This is a genomic window from Bradyrhizobium sp. USDA 4502, assembly GCF_054063355.1.
In genome coordinates this window covers 2,051,272-2,069,354 of the sequence record NZ_JBSSGF010000001.1, presented here as the reverse complement: position 1 = coordinate 2,069,354, position 18,083 = coordinate 2,051,272, and the positions used below count along the sequence as shown (strand labels likewise).

Genomic DNA, 18,083 nt, shown 5'->3' with positions numbered 1-18,083 from the left:
AGTTCGCATGAGTTTTTCCGAGGAGCAGGTCGCGTTCCGCGACAACGTGCGCAGAATGGTCGCCAGGCACGTGGCGCCGATCGCCGCCGAGATCGACGAAACCGACCGCTTCCCGCTCGAACTGGTCAAGCTGTTCGGCGAGATGGGACTGATGCAGCTCTGGGTGCCGGAGCGCTATGGCGGCCCGAATGGCAACCTGACCATGGCCTGCATCGCGCGCGAGGAGATCTCCAAGGTCTCCCCTGCCTGTGCGTCGATCGCCGCGCTCAACACCATGTTCATCATGCCGCTGCTGCATTTCGGCTCTGAGGAGCAGCGCAAGAAGTATCTGCCGATCATCGCCGAGGGTGGCGTGGTCACGGCAATCGCGATCTCGGAGCCGCAGGCCGGCTCCGACGTCGCCGCGCTCAACACCCGCGCCCGCAAGGACGGCGATAGTTATGTCCTGAACGGCCGCAAGCAGTGGTGCAGCTATGGTGTCGCGGCCGACTACATCGTGGTCATGGCGCGAACCAGTGACGGCGCCGGTGCGGACGGCATCAGCGCCTTCATCGTCGAGCCGAAGAGAATGCCGGGCATCACGTTCGGCCGCCACGAGCGCAAGATGGGCTTTCGCGGCGCGCCCAACACGCCGATCTTCTTCGACAATGTCCGCGTTCCCGCGGAAAACCTCGTCGGTGAGGAAGGCAAGGGCTTTCGCGCGTCGATGCGCGCGCTCGACCTCAACCGGCCCACCATCGGCGCGCAATCCGTCGGCCTCGCACAAGGCGCACTGGATGCCTGCGTCGCCTACGCCAAGGAGCGCAAGCAATTCAAGAAACCGATCGCCGAGTTCCAGGGCGTGCAGTTCATGCTCGCCGACATGGCCATGCAGATCGAGGCGGCCCGCGCGCTGGTCTACGAATGTGCCCGCGCCGGCGATGCCGGCGACTGGAAGCGGCTCAACGTGCTTGCCAGCATGGCCAAATGTGTCGGCAGCGACATGGCGATGAAGGTGACGACCGACGCGGTCCAGATCTTCGGCGGCTACGGCTACACGATGGACTATCCGGTCGAACGCATGATGCGCGATGCCAAGCTGACCCAGATTTTTGAAGGCACCAACCAGATCCAGCGCGTGGTGATCGCCCGCGAGCTGCTGCGCTAGCGCGGATCGATTTCAAGAAGAAGCAATTGCAGGGAGGAACGAACTTGAACCACATCATCAACCGGGCGCTGATAGCCGGCGCGGTGTCAGCACTGCTGGCGGTACCTGCCTATGCTCAGAACGCCTACGGTCCCGGTGCCAGCGATACCGAGATCAAGCTCGGCCAATCGACGCCGCTGAGTGGTCCCGCATCCGCGTTCGGCGCGGGCGCCGGGCGGGCGGTGGTCGGCTACTTCGAGATGCTGAATGCCAAAGGCGGCATCAACGGCCGCAAGATCAACTTCACGCAGCTCGACAATGCCTACAGCGCGCCGAAGGCGGTCGAACAATCGCGCAAGCTGATCGAGGACGTCGGCATATTGGCCGAGGTCGGCACGATCGGCACCGCGCCCAACGTCGCGATCCAGAAATACCTGAACGCCAAGCAGGTGCCGCAGCTGTTCATCACCGCCGGCGGACGCCGCTTCAACGATCCCAAGGCCTTTCCCTGGACGATCCCGCTCTATCCCGACTTCGAAACCGAAGGCCGCGTCGTCGCCAAATACATCCTCACCGTAAAGCCGGACGCCAGAATCGGCGTGCTTTATCAGAATGACGACTATGGCAAGGACTACCTGAAGGGCCTCCGCGCCGGCCTCGGTCCGAAGGCCGAGCTGATCGTCGCCCAGGCCTCCTACGAGCTCGCCGATCCGACGATCGACTCGCAGATCGTGCAGCTGAAGGCCGCCGGCGTCGACACCCTGATCGAGCAGTCGTCGTCGAAGGCCGCCGCGCAATCGATCCGCAAGGTTTACGAGCTCGGCTGGAAGCCCCTGCACGTGATCGGCGGCTCGACCGCGTCGGTCGAAACTATCCTGAAGCCCGCAGGCCTCGAAGCATCGAAAGGACTGGTCACAACGCAATTCCTCAAGCAACCGGGCGATCCAGCCTGGGCAAATGATGATGAAGTCAAGGCCTACAAGGAGTTCCTGAAGGCGTACGCACCTTCAGCCAATCCGGACGACTATTCCGTGCTCGTGGCCTATATGAACGTGCACGCTGTGGAGCTGGCTCTGCGCAAATGCGGCGACGACCTGACCCGCGAGAACCTCATGAAGCAGGCTACCTCGCTGAATGGCGAACGATTGCCGATGATGCTCCCTGGCGTCGCGATCAGTACCCGGCCCGGAGACTACACACCCTTCAGAGCTCTGCGGATTGCGACATTTGACGGAGAAAGCTGGTCCTTGACCGGCGCCCCTCTATCGGCCGACTAGACCAGACCAGACTGCGGGCGAGAGCCATCAAGGCTCTCGCCGCGGCAAAGCCCAATAAATTGGCCTAGCCGCCCCGCGCCGTAAAACCCGATTTCCGATCAAACCCAACGGGCTAGACGCAATAACTACTGCCATGATTGCCTCTTGCCCATCCTACCTCAACGTTGGGGCGCATCATCTGCTCCCTCAACTTAGCGATTGCTTCTGTCGCTAGCTTTGAGGAGAATGTTTTTATTGTGCCGGAAGTTTTTCAGTATGTGCTTTTTGGATTGGCCCATTGAAGTCCAACAGGCCGCGCGCAAAGCAGACGCGCGGCGCAAGCGTTTGACCGAAGAACTCGTCGTCCGTTTTGCAAGGAAATTTCCGCAGATCACATACACCTTGATCTGGGACTCGCCACTAATAAACGCGCAGGCTTGGCGACTGGGAGAGCAGCGCAACGTCTATCTCTATGGCGGTTTCGTGCGGCAGCCTGCTATTACGCGCGCCGGATTGGCGCTCGCCTTGGCACATGAGACGGGACACCATCTTGGGGGAGCGCCCTACGACCCGGCCATGACCTGGATGACTAGCGAAGCGCAAGCGGACCATTGGGCTGCAGTTTCAGGCATGCCTAGCCTGTTTGGTAGCAGAGCAAAAAGATTAACCTTGCGAGGTGCCTGCGAGATCGCCGTGGTGCAACGTCAATGTCAATGCGGAGCAAATAGCGACGATAAAGAGGTGAACGAACGAGTTCTTCAATTCTATTCTAGCATTCAGCAGAGTTCGTCTGCTGGCATTGGAGAGAGCAAATGGGAGCGCTGATCAGAACTGTCGGAACACGCATGCTCATCCAGCATTTCAATCACGAATTTTGTGGCAGCCGACTTAACGACATTCGTACACAACATCCGATGGTTGATCCCAAGAATCAGTTGATCCAAGAGTATTTCAAGACAGATAAGGACCTGTTGTGGCTCACCAACAATATAAAGCACGGGCACGCCCGCAGGCCCGACAACAAATGCTTTCTTCCAGTCAAGAACAAGGATAAGGCCGCGCCGAACGCGATATCAAGATGGACTTGGTTCATCGACAAGGCGAATATTAGTGGGCTTGACGCCTTAACGGCTGCAAATCATGTAGCTGTCTGCGATGCGATCTACACAGGCTTGACCGGAGCTTCTAGCACCGGCGGCCGTTACGACCGAATTGAGTTCGATGCCATAGACGGAACGTCAGTAAAGGGAGCAGCGGATCAGTTTGTGCTGCAAGCTGAGGAGACGGACCCTGACGGCGCGAAGTACTACAAAGTTATTTTGGTCACGCCACCGATCCCGGCCGCTGCTGGGGGCGGAAGGCCGAAAAAAGATGATCAACCAGGAGACCCATAAAGAGCGGTGGGGAATTTCCCTCTGTCAGGGAAAAGGATGCGAATTGAGTGCCGAGCCTGCCCTTCAGGCGCTCTTTGCGCGCCTTCAGACTCACGAGGTGACCAAGCCATTTGCTGTCGAAACGGGCCTCGATGAGCCCACGTTGGCACGGGTACGCGCGATTCGCACTGAGCGGCTTCAGACCGGCAAGAACGTGCTCTTGATGGATTTTTCTGCATCTCTCGGTGCACCACCGTGTGCACACGCAGCTCTCTAACCAATTGAAACCCTTGAGCTCTCGCTCCAATCCATCACCACCCAGCTCGGGCAAGCTTCCGCCAAACAGCTCAAATTGGAGGAGGTTCAGGGAGAGCCGGTTTCCGCCGATGGTAAGCTGATGATGCGCGGCGCGCCGACCTCCCGGGGCAGTGGCGCGCCGAGCACAAGCGACAGCTGATGCGAGGCGTCGGTGAGCCGGGCCGCCAACGCCCCGAGATCGGCGCGACGTATGCGTTCGACGGGGCCGCTGACCGTCATGGCCCCCACCAGTGCTCTGTCGTGGCCGAAGACAGCGGTGGAGAGAGAGGCCGTCACGGCGTCGTAAATTCCGGAGCTGACAAAGATGTGCACGCCGTCATCTACCCGGTCCGCCCAACGGGCCATCCTCAGCACTTGTCCTGTCGAGGTCAAATCAAGCGGCGCGAGATTTGTGAGCCGTGCGACGTCGCGTACTAGTTGCGGCGAATCCACCCGAAATAGGCAGAGCCGGCTGTCACGTTCGCGCACGTGAAACGCGCTGCTCTCCAACGTCTGCTGGCTTAGCCGCTGAAGCACCGGCAGCACATGCTGTTCGAGATTGAAATTGGCCCGATAGGTGGTACCGAGCTGGAAAGTCTTCGCACCGAGTGCGTAGCGGCCGTCGCTGAGGCGGACGACGTAGCCGGCTTCGTCCAATGATACCAGCGAACGCATCACCGTTGGTTTTGCCAAACCCGTGATCTTGGCGATGTCGGCCAGGCTGCGCGAGCCGGCTCCAGCGAACGTATCCAAGATCGCCAGTGCGCGCTGCACGGCGGCGACCCCCTGCGTTTTCGGCATCGAAATCCCCTGTTCCGCCGATTCCGGGTTGACCTCGGCGTATCACCATTACACTATGCGTAACGGCGTTCCATTTTCAATGGGGTTCGGTATGGCCGTAGGGTTCAGGATCCACTCCCGCAAGCGCGCTGTCGCGGACGAATGGATCAAGCGGGCTCGCGCCCTTCCGGTCGCCAATATTAGTGATGTGATGTCACGCATGGCCTCGGGCGGCGCGACGCTCCGGCCCATGCATGCGGCCGGTGGCATGGCTGGTCCCGCTCTGACCGTGAAGACCCGCCCCGGCGACAATCTGATGGTTCACAAGGCGCTCGACATGGCAGTTGCCGGCGACGTCATCGTGGTCGATGCGGCTGGCGACCTTAGCAACGCAATCTTCGGAGAGATGATGCTCGCGCAGGCGGCCAGGCGCGGCGTCGCCGGCGTCGTCATCCATGGCGCGATCCGCGATGCCGCTGCGATCCGGGCGAACCCGCTGCCCGTATTCGCAGCGGGTGTCACCCATCGCGGTCCATACAAGGACGGTCCGGGCGAGATCAACGGGCCGATCGCGATCGGTGGCATGGTCATACTGCCCGGCGATTTGGTGTTGGGCGACGACGACGGCGTCCTCGCAGTTGCCGTCGACGATTGCCGAGCGGTGATCGAGGCCGCCGAAGCCAAGGGGGCTGCCGAGACCAAGCAAATGGCGGCGATCGAAGCCGGTACGCTCGATCGTAGCTGGGTCGACGCCTCGCTCCGCCGTCTCGGCTGCGAGATGCCAGAGGTCTAACGATGGCCGGGCGTACGATCTCCGAGAAGATACTTGCTCGAAAATCCGGGCAGGATGCGCAGGCCGGGGACCTCGTGGTCTGCGAGGTCGATTGCGCGCTCGGTACCGACGGTTCAGTCCCGATGGCGCTCGATTATTTCAAGGCGATGGGCGGGAAGAACGTGCACGATTCCGCGCGATTGGTCTTTGCGCTCGACCATTACGTGCCGCCCGCGAGCCCGCAAACGATCGAACTGCATCGCGTGATGCGAGACTTCGCCAAACGCTTCGGCGTCACACTGCACGAGGCCGGCGAAGGAATCGGCCACCAGCTCATCGTCGAGACCGGCCGCGCGCTGCCGGGCAGCTTGGTCGTTGGAGCCGACAGCCACGCCGTGACATACGGGGCGCTGAATTGTTTTGCGACCGGGATCGGCTCGTCCGACCTTGCCGCAATCATGCTGTGCGGCCGGATGTGGTTGCGCGTCCCTGACTCGATCCGCGTCGTTCTGACCGGAGAACTGCCGAGCGGCGTCTATGCGAAGGATGTCGCGCTGGCGCTCGCGGGCCGACTCGGCGCCGACGGTGCGGCCTATCAGGCGCTCGAATTCGCGGGGCCCGGCCTCGCCACGCTCACGCTGGAGGACCGCCTCGTCCTGAGCAATCTTGCGGTCGAGATGGGGGCGAAGACCGGCATCTTCCCGGCCGATGAAGAGACCGTCGCGTATCTGGAAGGTCGCACCGGCCAAGCCTTCGAACCGATCGCACCGGATCCGGATGCCCGCTACACCCGGACCGTGGAGATCGCGCTCGACGCACTCCCGCCGCAGATCGCGTTGCCGCATCTGGTGGATCAGGTCGTGCCACTCGAGGATGTGGCCGGTACGCCGGTGCAGATGGTCTATCTCGGCACCTGCACGGGCGGCAGGCTACGCGATTTCCATCAGGCCCGCGCCGTGCTCGAGGCGGGTGGAGGCGTTGCGCCCGGCGTGCAGCTCGTGGTCACGCCGGCATCGCGCGAGGTCCGCGACGCTATGGCGGCCGACGGCACGCTCGACGCCCTGGTCGGCTTCGGCGCGACGGTGGTCGAGCCGGGTTGCGGCTCCTGCTGCGGAACCTGCGGAGTGATCCCGGCAGACGGGGTTTCGGTGATCTCGACGGCCAACCGCAACTTCAAGGGCCGCATGGGGAACGCCAAGGCATCGATTTACCTCGCCTCCCCGGCTGCCTGCGCAGCCACGGCAACACGCGGCGTGGTGACTGATCCCCGCGAGGAGTCGCGATGACAGCTCTGCGGGGACGCGCGCGACTGGTTGGCGACGACGTCAACACCGACTCGATCATCAGCTCGAGCCGCAAGCGGGAGAGCCTCGATCCCGCCATTCTGAAGCAATTCCTGTTCGAACATGTCGATCCTGCCTTCGCAGCTTCTGTACAGCCCGGAGACATCCTGGTGGCGGGCAAGAATTTCGGTTGCGGTTCGGCCATGGAGGTCGCCGTCACGACAGTGCTCGGCGCCGGCATTCCGGCAGTGCTGGCTCGAGGATTCTCGCGGACCTACTACCGCAACGCCATCAACAACGGCCTGCTGCCGCTCGTCTGCGATACCGGCGGGATTAGTGAGGGCGACATCCTGATCTACGACGGCAGCGGCGCGATCCGCAACGAACGTAGTAGCGAGATGCTCAGCCCGGATCCTCTGCCACCGATCATGCTGGCGATCCTGCGCGCGGGCGGCCTGGTTCCCTACATGCGTCAGAACGGTGACTTCAAGCTATGACGGCCACAGAGACTTCCTCCGCCATCGCCTCGACAGGTTACCGTCTTCGGCTTCCCGGTCCAACTGAGGTGCCCGAGCGGGTGCGGCATGCATTGGCCCGGATAATGGTCAACCATCGCGGTCACGAATGCCGGACCGCGATCGGCGAGGCGGAGAAGATGATCCGTCCGATCCTGGGGACAACAAACCATGTCCTGTTCTTTGCGAGTTCCGGAACAGGCGTTATGGAGGCCGCGCTCGTCAACGTAGCCGGACCCGGCAGCCGGATCCTTGTGATCGAGCATGGTCAGTTCGGCGAGCGTTTCACCGCCATCGCGAAGGCCATGAACATCACGGTCGACACGGTCGCGATCGAATGGGGCCAGGCGATCGATATCGCCGCGGTGGAGACCCGGTTGCGCGAGCACACCTATTGCGCCGTCGTCGCCGTGCACAATGAGAGCTCAACCGGGATCGTGGCCGATCTCGCAGCGCTCGGCGCGCTCGTGCGCAACCGGCCAACGCTGCTGATCGCAGATTCTGTCAGCGGTCTTGGCGGCATCGAGATGCGGCAGGACGAATGGGGCGTCGATATCGTGGTCTCAGCCTCGCAAAAAGCCTTGATGTGCCCGCCCGGCCTCGCACTTGCCAGCGTGAGCGCCAAGGCGTGGCGCGTGATCGGGCAGGACAAGCAGCGATCGACCTTCTATTGGGATTTCCGTCGCGCGCTGAAATCCGCAGAGCAGAACGAGACCGCATTCACGGCGCCGGTGAGCCTCATCTACGGTCTGCGAGAGGCCTTGACGATGATGCATGAGGAAGGCTTCGCCAATGTGCTCGAGCGCCACAAGAAGCTCTCAGCCGCGCTGCGCGCCGGCGGCGCGGCGCTCGGACTAGCAGATTTTTGCCGCGATGGGCCGCGCTCGAGCACGGTCGTGGTCTTCAAGGTCCCAGACGGGCTCGAAGGCGGAGCCATCGTCCGGCAGCTCTACCAGGATCACCGCACGGTGATCGCAGGCGCCCGCAACCGTCTCTCTGGCCGTGTCATCCGGTTTGGCACGATGGGTGCTTTGAGCACGGGGACCATTCTGACCGACCTTCTGCATCTTGAAGACTCACTCACGAAGCTCGGCTTGCCGATTGAGCCGGGCGCCGGGCTCAAGGCGGCCACCGTGTACCTCGCTGCCACCACATGAGCGACGATTGAACCGATAAAGGCGAACTATGATGAGATGTCCTGCCTCCGTCCTCGCCAGAGTCGTGGCCCTCGCGGTATCGCTGTTCGCGGCCGGGCTGGCCGCGGCCCAGCAGAGCGTCGTGCTCTATTCGGCCAACGACGACACCGTGAACAAGCTTGTCGCCGAAGGCTTCGCCAAGGCGACGGGGATCAAAGTCGACGTGGTTTCGACCGGATCGGGTGTCCTTGTACGCCGTGTCGCCTCTGAGTCCGCCAATCCGCAGGGTGACGTAATCTGGGGTGTCAATGCGACGCTGCTGCGGCTGGCGAGTCCACATCTTCAGGCTTACCCGGCCACGGGCCGCGAAGTCGTGCCGGCCCAATTCCGCGATCCAAACGACCTTTGGCTGGGCACCAACATCCAGGTCGTTGTGATCGGGCAGAATACCAAGGCGATCGACAAGACCAGCGGGCCCAAATCCTGGGCCGACCTCCTCGATCCGAAATGGAAGGGCAAGCTCGCTTTCACCGACCCGGCCAATTCGGGATTCTCATATGCGGCCGCGACCACACTTCTGTCGCTGTGGGGTGCGGATGACGCGGCCTGGACGAGGATGGACGGGTTGCTTGCCAATGCGAAGGTGCTCAACCGCTCGACCCAGGTGTTCGACGGGATCGGTAGCGGCGAATATCCACTTGGCATCACCCTCGAATATGCCGGCTTCTTGTGGGCCCATAATGGCGCGCCAGTGAGCGTCACCTATCCGGCCGAGGGCACATATGCGGGCGTCGAGGGCGCGGCCATCCTGAAAGGCGGACCGAACCCCGGGCCCGCCAAGCGGCTGGTCGACTACCTGGCCAGCAAAGAAGTTCAGGAGATGTTGCTGAAAGCGACTTTCCGGCGCCCTGCCCGTCAAGATATCGAGCTCGAGGCAGTCGCACCCGGGATGCTGCCCTTCCGGGCGATCAAGGTGCTGCCTTATGACGACGCCAAATGGGAAGCGGCCCGGCGCGACACCCTCGCGCGTCTGAAGACCACGATCCAGAACACGCGCTGATCCCATGACCAGGATTCGGATTGAAAGTCTGACCCGCACCTTCGGCGCGGTGCGGGCCGTGGACGACATTTCGCTCGACATCAGGCACGGCGAGCTGTTCACGCTGCTCGGGCCTTCGGGCTGCGGGAAGACGACGCTGCTGCGCATGATCGCCGGCTTCGTGGATGTCGAATCCGGATCCATTTCCTTCGACGACCGGCGCATCGATGCCGTGCCCGCGCATCGCCGCAACACCGGCATGGTGTTTCAGAACTACGCGATCTTCCCGAACCACACCGTCGCCGAAAACGTGGCCTACGGGCTGAAGGCCAGGAAGGTCCCGGCTGCCGAGATCGCATCGCGTGTCGACAAAGCGCTCGAGCGGGTGCGCCTAGCAGGTTACGGTCCGCGCTCGCCACACCAGCTCTCCGGTGGCCAGCTTCAACGCGTGGCGATCGCCCGCGCGCTCGTGATCGAACCCGCCGTGCTCCTGTTCGACGAGCCTCTCTCCAATCTCGACGCGCAACTGCGCACCGAAATGCGAATCGAGGTCCGACAGCTCCAGCAGGCGCTCGGCCTCACTGCGATCTACGTGACGCACGATCAGGAGGAGGCGCTCGCCATCTCCGACCGCATCGCCGTCTTGCGTCGCGGCAAGATCGAGCAAGTGGACACGCCCGAACGCATCTATCGGATGCCGCAGACTGCGTTCGTCGCCGAGTTCCTCGGTTCGACCAATGTGGTGCCGGGCATCGCCGGCGCTTTCGATGGCCGCAACACCCCTGTCGCGGCGGCCGGAACGGAGTTCTCGGTCAGAGGCGAGGTTGCGTCACCGGGCGCACCGGTGTTGCTGTCGGTCAGGCCGGAGGCCCTGCGGCTGGGAAGCAGTTCCGAGGGTCCGCTCGTCCAGGCACGTCTGGCGCTACGCGAATTTCTGGGCCCGATGCAGCGTCTCCACGCAACCTTGCCGGACGGCACCCAGCTACGGATCACAGCGCTCGGCGGCCAGGTACTTGATGTCTTGCCCGGCGCGCCGCTCACCCTTGCCTACGATCCTGCCCAGATCACGGCGTATCCGGCGCCATGAAACGCTTTGCCACCATCGTGGCGCTGGCGGCGCTGGTGCTGCTCGCGGTCTTTCTGCTCTACCCGCTGGCTCTCGTTCTGGATGCGAGCATACGGATCGACGGCACAGGCGGGCTGACGCTTGGGAATTTTGCGGCGATTGTGAAGAGCCGATACTACCTTGGCGGCATCGGCAATAGTCTGCTCTGCGCCGCGCTCGCGACGGCCTTCACATGCGCGATCGGCATCCCGCTCGCCTTCTGTCTTGCCCGGATCGACATACCGGGCCGCGCACTGCTGCTAACGCTTGCCTCCCTGCCGCTGGTCCTGCCCTCCTTCGTCAGCGCCTATGCGCTCGTGCTGCTGTTCGGTCATGCCGGCGTCATCACTAGCGCCTTGCGCGGACTCGGCATCCCGATCGGCTCGATCTATGGCCTACCCGGCATCGTCATCGTGTTCACGTTGACTCTCTATCCCTACGTCGTCATGCCCGTGATGGCCGGCTTCCAGGCCGTCGATGCTTCGATGGAGGAGGCAGCCCGCAATCTCGGCGGTTCACGGTCCTATGTGATCCGCACCGTGCTGCTGCCGATCGTGATGCCGGCGATACTTGCCGGCGGAATTTTGGTGTTCATTGAGGCGCTGGAGAATTTCGGCGTGCCAGCGGTGCTGGCTGAGGACCGCCCGTTCCTGGCCGTCGACATCTTCAAGCTGTTCGCCGGCGAATCTGACGCCAATCCGGCTGCTGCGGGTGCGCTCAGCGTGCTCCTGATCGCCTGCACGGCGCTCGCGCTTGTCGTTCAACGGCACTATCTCGGCAAGCGCCGCTTCTCAACCAATGCCCGCAGTGCGGCCGCGAAGCTGCCGCTGACACCGGGACCGCGGCAGGTGGCTACGGTCGTGAGTTGGGGCATTGTGATTGCCTCGCTGCTGCCTTTTGCAGCCGTGTTGATGATCTCCGTCCTGCGCTTCCGTGGCCCCGTGCTGACCTGGGAGTTCGGATTGGGCAATTACGCGACCTTGTTGTCGGGCTCCTATCGGCCGCTGCTCAACACGCTGATACTCGCCAGCATTGCGGCCATCGCCACTATGCTGATCGGCGCTCCGATCGGCTACGTGGTGGCCCGGCACCGCTCGCGCTTGTCAGGATTGCTCGATTTCGTCGGCATGGTGCCGTTTGCGGTTTCCGGTACGATCCTGGCGATCGGACTTATCATCGCGTTCAACAGCGGCCCTTTGATCTTGACCGGCGGCTGGCTGATCCTGGTCATCGCCTACGTCGTCCGCAAATTGCCCTTCGCGATCCGGTCGTCCTCAGCGATCGTGCATCAACTCGATCCCTCGCTCGAGGAAGCCTCAATCAATCTCGGGGTCTCGCCGAGCAAAACCTTCGCGACTCTGACGGTGCCGCTGATGGCGAGGGGCCTTGTCGGCGGGCTGGTGCTGGTCTGGATCACCGCAGCCTCCGAGTTGAGCGCAACTATCGTGCTCTATGCGAGCGGCTGGGTCACCACAACCGTCGTGATGTACCATGCCATCGAGGGCACTGGCGCGGGACTCGCAGCCGCCGCAGCCGCGGTGCTCATCCTGGTCACCGCAATCCCGTTGCTCCTGATCAACTGGCGCATAAGCAAACACGAAACGACCGTGATCTGACGGCGGCCGAGGACGGCATGAACGAAGCAACCAAAGCGCTCCCGAATTTTCGCAGCGACAACGTCGCGCCGGTCAGCCCTGAGATACTGCGAGCGATCGAGGAGGCTAATCGTGGCTCAGCCGCCGCTTATGGCGACGACGATTATTCGAAATTGCTGAATCAGCGCTTCTCGACGCTGTTCGAGACCGAGGTCGCGGTGTTCCCAGTCTCGACCGGCACGGCAGCCAATGCTTTGGCGCTCGCAGCCTGCGTGCGGCCCTACGGCGCGATCTATTGTCACAAGGAAGCACATATCGACACGGCGGAAGGCGGCGCGACCGAAGCCTTTACAGGTGGCGCAAAGCTTCTCACGTTGCCCGGCCGGCATTTTCGGATCGAGCCACCAATCCTGCGCGAGGTGGTTACCGGGGCGGCTTGGGGAGTCCGCAATCGCGCCCAGCCCGATGCGGTGTCGATCACTCAGGCCAGCGAATATGGGACGGTCTACCCTCTCGCCGAGATCGCCGCGATCGGCGAAATCGCCCGTGACAAGAATCTATCGCTGCACATGGACGGCGCCCGGTTCGCCAACGGCTTGGCGCGGCTCGGCTGCAGCCCGGCCGATATGACCTGGCGAGCGGGCGTCGACATCCTGTCGTTTGGAGCAACCAAGAACGGGGCGATGTCAGCGGATGCGATCGTGGTCTTCGACCACGACCTTGTTGAACCCCTGTCCTATCGGCTTCGCCGCGCCGGACAGACCGCGTCGAAGATGCGTTATGCGTCCGCACAGCTGCTCGCTTATGTCGAGGATCGCCTTTTTCTACGACTCGCGGCAAAGGCCAATTCCGTGGCTGCCTACCTTGGAGCAGGACTCGCCGCACTGCCTGACGTTCGGCTCGTCGCTCCGGTGGAAGCCAATTTGATTTTCGCCAAGCTGCCCGCACTAGCCATCGACCGGCTCACGGCGAACGGGCTGCAATTCGCGCGACGAGGCGACGAGGTGATCCGGTTCGTCGCCCGCTTTGACAGCACCGAGCAGGAGGCCGATGAGGTCATTGCCCTCGTCCGTCACGCGGTCACGGGACCAACATCAGCTGACTTGTGACGCCTGCGCGCCCCCTGTTGATGAACATAGAAGAGCAGTGTGGCGGACAAAGTGCAGCCCATGCGAACAGGGAGCGACCCAAACCCCACATTAACTCTATCGTCGACTGTAGTTGGTTCAGCTTCTCCCGAACGGCCGAATGCCGTGAGGAACACTAGCGTCTTCGCCACAATGCGCGAGCCAGCGGCTCGACCTCCCTCTACCCATCACCGCTTTGCAGCCGTCACACGTCAATTCAAGGAGGCCCTCAAGACTTGACGACGATAGATTTTTCTTGATCTCCCGGTGCACACGCGGCCTGCTATCTTTTTTCAAGACTTGAACTCTCGCTCCATCCATCATGGGCTGGTTTGCGCAAGCTCCAGCCAAATTGCGGCAGGTCGCCCCAAATTGCAGAAAATCAACGGGCGGGCACCGCTTACCATCACGGCTTCGCTGATCGACACACACAGTTCGTTCTTGTCCGGCTTAGCGCAATATCCGCAACAACGGCTATCAATCGTTGGCTTCGCTCAGCTCGTCGTTGCCGCACTTCGCTCGAAAGGTTTGTTTTCTGCGATGAACCTTGCCGCCAGCACGAGAGCGCCCATAGAGAACTCCTTGCCATGCGCGGCGATCATCCGCTCGGAAAGCTCGGCCAGCTCCTTGAAGTACTGATCTTTGCTGTCGGCTTCATTTAGCGATCGAGTAGACGTCATGGTAGCCCTCCTAATGACAGCGGAAGACTTTCGCTCTGGCGCGGACCCGCTATTTGAAAATGTGGGAAGGAAACGTAATGATCGCCGCCTCCCCGTTATCCGAGCCGAATGCAAGATGCTGGCCATCGGCCGACCACCGAAGTGCGTGGACCGCGCCCCCGCCAGGTGGCTTGACGACCAGTTCGTCCGATTCCCCCATCTTGGCGACAACCACCATGCCGTCCCGGTACCCTGCTGCAATCAGCTGACCCTCGGGGTGTATATCTATTGCATCCACGAGTACGGGTCGGGCATGGCCTGTCGAAAGGCTGGCCGGCCGTTCGCTGTCGTCGCTCAGGCTGGAAATGTCCCACGCGATTATTCGATAAGCTCCGCTCGTGACAAGAACGCGGGAGTCCGTGCTCCACGCCAGGGATGAATTGTTCCCAGGATAACTGGAAATCCGAACGATCCGGGCATCGGCAAGGCGGACCAAGACGACGCCAGTCCCCACGATAGACGCGGCCAACCAGCTTCCATCGGGACTCCACGCCAAATTGGAAATTGGGCCGAGCTCGAATGAGGCCACCGGCTCTGGTCGTGCCCCGAAGGCACGAACAAGCACGCAATCGTCGACTCCCATCGCAAAGCGCCGACCATCACTTGATACAGCCAGTGCCGATGCATTCCTGCCCGCGCGCTCCTGGAGCCAGCCGACTTCGCCATTGGGATCGTAAAATATGACCGATCCACCGGAAGCGGCCAGAATGCCCCCGGCCTGCACCGGGGCGACGAGATCGATTGCGGACCCATGGTCCGCGATCAGATGCGTGACGCCGGATGGCGACACGCCGAGCAGCCGGCTGCGCTCATTTGCGACAAAGCCCGACGACCCGATCGAGGCGAGATGAAGCGGTGCGTCGCTAATGACGACCTTCGTCAATGGGGGCACCGGTTTCCGCCGCGGCGAGATTGTGGCGCGGCCTCCGTCCAGCGCGATACGACAGCGATCCTGCGGCCGCTCGATATCGGTCAACGGAGCGATTGCCAGCGCGCCATCGGTGAGCGCAAATGCGACTGCGTCTCCAGCGAAGGCCGTACTGGTGACGGGCGCCCGCACCGTCCAGTGCCGCCCGAGCAAGTCATAAAGCGTTGCAGTCTCTGCTTCCATCGTGTCCATCGAACGTCTCACCTGCCGGCGGCAATCCGCCTGTCAAGATCGTCAAGGCGTCGTTCCAGTACGGCGCATTGAGTGTCGCATGCTGCCATGCCGGCGGTTGCGCTTTTCAGGCGCGCCCGTGCTTCCTCAAGCGCCTGGGCGAGCGCATGCGAGGCGCCTGTCGTGGCAATCTCACGCTCAATCTCCTGAATCTCGAATTCCGCACCACCGCCAAGCTGGAAGTTCAGAAGATTGCGCGATTGAGCGGCCGATATCTCCTGAACGACAGCCAATCGTTCCTTCAGCACTTCGATCAGGATCGGAGGATCGTCACTCATGAGTCCGCCTCGATCTGAGTCAGGATCCGCTGCAGGCCTCCGACACCAGATACAAAGTGTTGCTGCGCGTCATTGATGTGAGATTGCAGCGAGTCCCACAGATCGACCCTTAGCAACCGCGCCGGATCGCCGGCCATCGTCTCGATGACCTGAAGGCCGAACTGGTGCCGTAAGCCGATTCCCTTCAAGACGAATTCCGAAAGCTCGCGTGCATGCGTTTCGACGAAGGGACGCAATAGCGGATGCGCACCGTAACTGATATCGCGCTTTGCGAGTTCGACCTCGATGAACACGATGAAATGCCTAACCAGCAGATTCTGGCTTTCGCCAAGCAGTTGCACCACGAAAGTGACATCGCGGTCTGCGCGTGCAAGGATCTGCGATGCGATTGCCACAGCGTTGGTCGCCCCCTCGCCGCCGCTCTGCTCTTTCCAGACAGCCGCCATGCCTCATCCCGCCTTCAGGTCCGGGAACGGTATTGGTGCAATTTTCGATACAGCGTCGCGCGCGAAAGCCCGAGCTTCTCGGCAGCGGCGGCAATGTTACCACCTGCATTCGCGACCGCCCTCTCGATGGTACGGCGTTCCACTTCGTCGAAACGCGCAATCTCATCGCCTCCTGATCCCGTCGAGCTCTGCCCCGCCTGCACGGACACCGAGGAGGGCTGAGCCGACGCCATTTCCACGAAATCCTCCGGCAAATCCCGGGGAGCGACGATGCCGGTGATCGTCATCAGCACGAGGTTCTCGACCAGATTGCGCAGTTCGCGAACATTCCCCGGCCAGCTATAGCGCCGCAGCAACTCCATCGTCGTTGCCTCGAAATGTAGCGGTTGGGTGCTGTAGGTCTCCGCAAACTGCCTGTTGAAATGATCGATCAGGATATCGACATCACCCAAACGCTCACGAAGTGGCGGTATGGTGAACTTGACGACACCGATCCGGAAGTACAGGTCCTTGCGAAAACGCCCCTCCGCCACTTCCTGCTTCAGATTCCGATTGGTCGACGCTACGAGCCGGACGTCCACAGGTCGCGCCTTGCTGTCACCAAGCCTGTACACCGCGCGCTCCTCCAGCACACGGAGCAGGTAAGGCTGCAAGTCCATCGGCATCTCGCCGATCTCGTCAAGGCTGAGCACGCCGCCATTGGCAAACTCAAACCGTCCGGGCCTGCCCTCGCGCGTCGCGCCGGTATAAGCGCCCGGCGCATGCCCGAACAATTCGCCGCCGAGAAGCTCCTTGGAGACCGCACCGCAATTGAAGGCAATGAATGGCTCCTTGCCCGTATTTTGGCTGGCGGCGTGAACCAGACGGGCGAAGAGTTCCTTGCCGACGCCCGTCTCACCCTCGAGCAGGATTGCCGTTCGTCCAAGCGCCGCCCGCTCAATCTTCTCGATCGTTTGCACCAGCGCGTCACTGCATCCAACAATCGCTTCCTTGGCCGAGACAAGTGCGGTGTGGGCTGCTGGCGACATCTGGGATCGGGCAAGCCTGGCGCGTGGCTTCGCCGCGAGCACAAGCATCGCGCCCTTCACCACGCCGTCGACCACCAACGGCTCGATCCGCTGCTCGCGCAGTTCCTCGGGCAGCCCTTTGGCGAGGTCTCTCGCCAAAAAGCCCTCGTCACTTGGGAGAAGCTGCTGCCCGATACTCAAGTCATGCGACTGCGCAATCCGGTGCCAGCGGACGGATGCCATGTCGTTGTGGTGAATGACCCGGCCGAACCGGTCGAGAATGACAACCCCGTCAGCACTATTCATTCCCGGCATTCGGGAAATGCTCGCCTCGAGAAGCCGTATTCTCTCGATGCGGACCTTTTCCGAGAGCGCCAGTTCGATGTGATGGGCCGCGACCACCGCCAGGGCCACATTGTGCCGATGAAAGATTGCCTGAGGTCCGGAAAAGTCTACGATGCCGATGATGCTGCGGTCTATCGGACTGCGAATGGGGCTACCGACACAAGTCCATGCCTTGATGCCCTCCGAGAAATGCTCGGCCGCATGGACATGAACCGGCTTTCCCGTGACCAGCGCTGTGCCAATGCCATTGGTGCCGGTGACCGCTTCGGCCCAGGCCGCGCCGGCTTCCAGGCGAATATCGTGCCCTGCATCAATGGTCCGCCGATCGCCCCCGACCTCCAGCACGACGCCGTTCCTGTCGGTGATGACGACCATCGTTGCGGCGTCACCAAGCACCTCGGCAATGCGGCGGAAAGTCTCGGCGCTCGAACCAAGCAGGTCATCGTTCTTCAAACGCAGCTCATAGAGATCATCCGGCGAGGCGAGGAGATTACTGCCCTTGCCACGAGCATCGACCCCGGACTTGACACTGCGTTGCCATGACTCCTCGATGAGACCGCGCACCGGAGCGTTTTCGCGCCTCAGGTCTCCGAAGGTCAGGAAATTTTCCCATGCCTTGTTGGTTTCGCCCTCATCGTATGGCCGCCCCTGCTCCGCGTCCGAAGCTTTGTAGCCTTCCAGGGAAAACGGCGGCTTGGCCATGAGCGTTTCCGTCAGCATTGGAG

General features: G+C 62.1%; 18 protein-coding genes and 1 pseudogene. 13 read left to right on the top strand and 6 right to left on the bottom strand.

Going from position 1 to position 18,083, the window contains the following annotated elements:
* Positions 1-7: 7 nt before the first annotated feature.
* From ACVW1B_RS09140 to ACVW1B_RS09125, 4 genes are all read left to right on the top strand, one after another.
* Positions 8-1,147, top strand: a complete 1,140-nt coding sequence (locus ACVW1B_RS09140; protein ID WP_057017207.1) for an acyl-CoA dehydrogenase family protein — start codon at positions 8-10, stop codon at positions 1,145-1,147.
* Positions 1,148-1,200: 53 nt separating this feature from the next.
* The gene (locus ACVW1B_RS09135) at positions 1,201-2,403 is read left to right on the top strand and encodes an ABC transporter substrate-binding protein (RefSeq protein ID WP_456823018.1); all 1,203 of its coding nucleotides are present in this window, start codon (positions 1,201-1,203) and stop codon (positions 2,401-2,403) included.
* A 225-nt stretch (positions 2,404-2,628) separates the two neighbouring features.
* The gene (locus ACVW1B_RS09130) at positions 2,629-3,207 is read left to right on the top strand and encodes a M48 family metalloprotease (protein WP_456821550.1); all 579 of its coding nucleotides are present in this window, start codon (positions 2,629-2,631) and stop codon (positions 3,205-3,207) included.
* On the top strand, positions 3,195-3,776 hold the full coding sequence (locus ACVW1B_RS09125) for a hypothetical protein (RefSeq protein WP_225648231.1): 582 nt from the start codon (positions 3,195-3,197) through the stop codon (positions 3,774-3,776). Before ACVW1B_RS09130 ends, ACVW1B_RS09125 begins: the two co-directional genes overlap by 13 nt.
* Before the next feature lie 342 nt (positions 3,777-4,118).
* Here the strand turns inward: ACVW1B_RS09125 and ACVW1B_RS09120 are convergent, their stop codons facing one another.
* Positions 4,119-4,853, bottom strand: a complete 735-nt coding sequence (locus tag ACVW1B_RS09120; RefSeq protein ID WP_225648230.1) for an IclR family transcriptional regulator — start codon at positions 4,851-4,853, stop codon at positions 4,119-4,121.
* Positions 4,854-4,944: 91 nt separating this feature from the next.
* Between ACVW1B_RS09120 and ACVW1B_RS09115 the strand changes: the two genes are divergently transcribed.
* From ACVW1B_RS09115 to ACVW1B_RS09075, 9 genes and pseudogenes are all read left to right on the top strand, one after another.
* Positions 4,945-5,625: an RraA family protein gene (locus tag ACVW1B_RS09115; RefSeq protein WP_225648229.1), complete on the top strand. Its 681-nt coding sequence runs from the start codon at positions 4,945-4,947 to the stop codon at positions 5,623-5,625.
* 2 nt (positions 5,626-5,627) lie between these two features.
* A complete protein-coding gene (locus tag ACVW1B_RS09110; protein WP_253609229.1) occupies positions 5,628-6,890 on the top strand; it encodes a 3-isopropylmalate dehydratase large subunit in 1,263 nt (420 codons plus the stop codon).
* Positions 6,887-7,384, top strand: a complete 498-nt coding sequence (locus ACVW1B_RS09105; protein WP_253609230.1) for a LeuD/DmdB family oxidoreductase small subunit — start codon at positions 6,887-6,889, stop codon at positions 7,382-7,384. Before ACVW1B_RS09110 ends, ACVW1B_RS09105 begins: the two co-directional genes overlap by 4 nt.
* Positions 7,385-7,488: 104 nt before the next feature.
* Positions 7,489-8,559 carry a pyridoxal-phosphate-dependent aminotransferase family protein gene (locus ACVW1B_RS09100; protein WP_253609231.1) on the top strand — a complete coding sequence of 357 codons (1,071 nt, stop codon included), beginning with the start codon at positions 7,489-7,491 and terminating at the stop codon, positions 8,557-8,559.
* Between the two features lie 64 nt (positions 8,560-8,623).
* The gene (locus tag ACVW1B_RS09095) at positions 8,624-9,598 is read left to right on the top strand and encodes an extracellular solute-binding protein (RefSeq protein ID WP_225648225.1); all 975 of its coding nucleotides are present in this window, start codon (positions 8,624-8,626) and stop codon (positions 9,596-9,598) included.
* A gap of 4 nt (positions 9,599-9,602) precedes the next feature.
* A complete protein-coding gene (locus tag ACVW1B_RS09090) occupies positions 9,603-10,664 on the top strand; it encodes an ABC transporter ATP-binding protein (protein ID WP_225648224.1) in 1,062 nt (353 codons plus the stop codon).
* Positions 10,661-11,428 (top strand): annotated as a pseudogene (locus ACVW1B_RS09085) (ABC transporter permease); the annotation flags it as partial. The gene ACVW1B_RS09090 and the pseudogene ACVW1B_RS09085, both read left to right, overlap by 4 nt.
* Before the next feature lie 330 nt (positions 11,429-11,758).
* Positions 11,759-12,298, top strand: coding sequence for an ABC transporter permease (locus ACVW1B_RS09080; RefSeq protein ID WP_375167305.1), 540 nt, complete (start codon positions 11,759-11,761; stop codon positions 12,296-12,298).
* A 17-nt stretch (positions 12,299-12,315) separates the two neighbouring features.
* Positions 12,316-13,386 carry a threonine aldolase family protein gene (locus tag ACVW1B_RS09075; protein ID WP_456780898.1) on the top strand — a complete coding sequence of 357 codons (1,071 nt, stop codon included), beginning with the start codon at positions 12,316-12,318 and terminating at the stop codon, positions 13,384-13,386.
* A 512-nt stretch (positions 13,387-13,898) separates the two neighbouring features.
* Here the strand turns inward: ACVW1B_RS09075 and ACVW1B_RS09070 are convergent.
* Genes ACVW1B_RS09070 through ACVW1B_RS09050 form a run of 5 tightly spaced genes read right to left on the bottom strand, consistent with a single transcriptional unit; the run spans position 13,899 to position 18,060 of the window.
* On the bottom strand, positions 13,899-14,084 hold the full coding sequence (locus ACVW1B_RS09070; RefSeq protein ID WP_028345431.1) for a hypothetical protein: 186 nt from the start codon (positions 14,082-14,084) through the stop codon (positions 13,899-13,901).
* 49 nt (positions 14,085-14,133) lie between these two features.
* Complete coding sequence (locus tag ACVW1B_RS09065; RefSeq protein ID WP_253609235.1) at positions 14,134-15,243, bottom strand: WD40 repeat domain-containing protein; 1,110 nt, start codon at positions 15,241-15,243, stop codon at positions 14,134-14,136.
* A gap of 8 nt (positions 15,244-15,251) precedes the next feature.
* Positions 15,252-15,560 carry a hypothetical protein gene (locus ACVW1B_RS09060; protein WP_225646134.1) on the bottom strand — a complete coding sequence of 103 codons (309 nt, stop codon included), beginning with the start codon at positions 15,558-15,560 and terminating at the stop codon, positions 15,252-15,254.
* On the bottom strand, positions 15,557-16,006 hold the full coding sequence (locus ACVW1B_RS09055) for a hypothetical protein (protein WP_253609236.1): 450 nt from the start codon (positions 16,004-16,006) through the stop codon (positions 15,557-15,559). Before ACVW1B_RS09055 ends, ACVW1B_RS09060 begins: the two co-directional genes overlap by 4 nt.
* A gap of 14 nt (positions 16,007-16,020) precedes the next feature.
* A complete protein-coding gene (locus tag ACVW1B_RS09050; protein WP_225646132.1) occupies positions 16,021-18,060 on the bottom strand; it encodes a sigma-54-dependent Fis family transcriptional regulator in 2,040 nt (679 codons plus the stop codon).
* Between the last annotated feature and the right edge of the window lie 23 nt (positions 18,061-18,083).

Excerpts from the sequence above, each read along its gene's own strand:
- ACVW1B_RS09075 (WP_456780898.1), top strand. The coding sequence starts at position 12,316 with ATGAACGAAGCAACCAAAGCGCTCCCGAATTTTCGCAGCGACAACGTC.
- ACVW1B_RS09060 (WP_225646134.1), bottom strand. The coding sequence starts at position 15,560 with ATGAGTGACGATCCTCCGATCCTGATCGAAGTGCTGAAGGAACGATTG.
- ACVW1B_RS09100 (WP_253609231.1), top strand. The coding sequence starts at position 7,489 with ATGGTCAACCATCGCGGTCACGAATGCCGGACCGCGATCGGCGAGGCG.
- ACVW1B_RS09065 (WP_253609235.1), bottom strand. The coding sequence starts at position 15,243 with ATGGACACGATGGAAGCAGAGACTGCAACGCTTTATGACTTGCTCGGG.
- ACVW1B_RS09090 (WP_225648224.1), top strand. The coding sequence starts at position 9,603 with ATGACCAGGATTCGGATTGAAAGTCTGACCCGCACCTTCGGCGCGGTG.
- ACVW1B_RS09120 (WP_225648230.1), bottom strand. The coding sequence starts at position 4,853 with ATGCCGAAAACGCAGGGGGTCGCCGCCGTGCAGCGCGCACTGGCGATC.
- ACVW1B_RS09055 (WP_253609236.1), bottom strand. The coding sequence starts at position 16,006 with ATGGCGGCTGTCTGGAAAGAGCAGAGCGGCGGCGAGGGGGCGACCAAC.
- ACVW1B_RS09130 (WP_456821550.1), top strand. The coding sequence starts at position 2,629 with ATGTTTTTATTGTGCCGGAAGTTTTTCAGTATGTGCTTTTTGGATTGG.
- ACVW1B_RS09125 (WP_225648231.1), top strand. The coding sequence starts at position 3,195 with ATGGGAGCGCTGATCAGAACTGTCGGAACACGCATGCTCATCCAGCAT.
- ACVW1B_RS09050 (WP_225646132.1), bottom strand. The coding sequence starts at position 18,060 with ATGGCCAAGCCGCCGTTTTCCCTGGAAGGCTACAAAGCTTCGGACGCG.
- ACVW1B_RS09105 (WP_253609230.1), top strand. The coding sequence starts at position 6,887 with ATGACAGCTCTGCGGGGACGCGCGCGACTGGTTGGCGACGACGTCAAC.
- ACVW1B_RS09070 (WP_028345431.1), bottom strand. The coding sequence starts at position 14,084 with ATGACGTCTACTCGATCGCTAAATGAAGCCGACAGCAAAGATCAGTAC.
- ACVW1B_RS09110 (WP_253609229.1), top strand. The coding sequence starts at position 5,628 with ATGGCCGGGCGTACGATCTCCGAGAAGATACTTGCTCGAAAATCCGGG.
- ACVW1B_RS09115 (WP_225648229.1), top strand. The coding sequence starts at position 4,945 with ATGGCCGTAGGGTTCAGGATCCACTCCCGCAAGCGCGCTGTCGCGGAC.
- ACVW1B_RS09140 (WP_057017207.1), top strand. The coding sequence starts at position 8 with ATGAGTTTTTCCGAGGAGCAGGTCGCGTTCCGCGACAACGTGCGCAGA.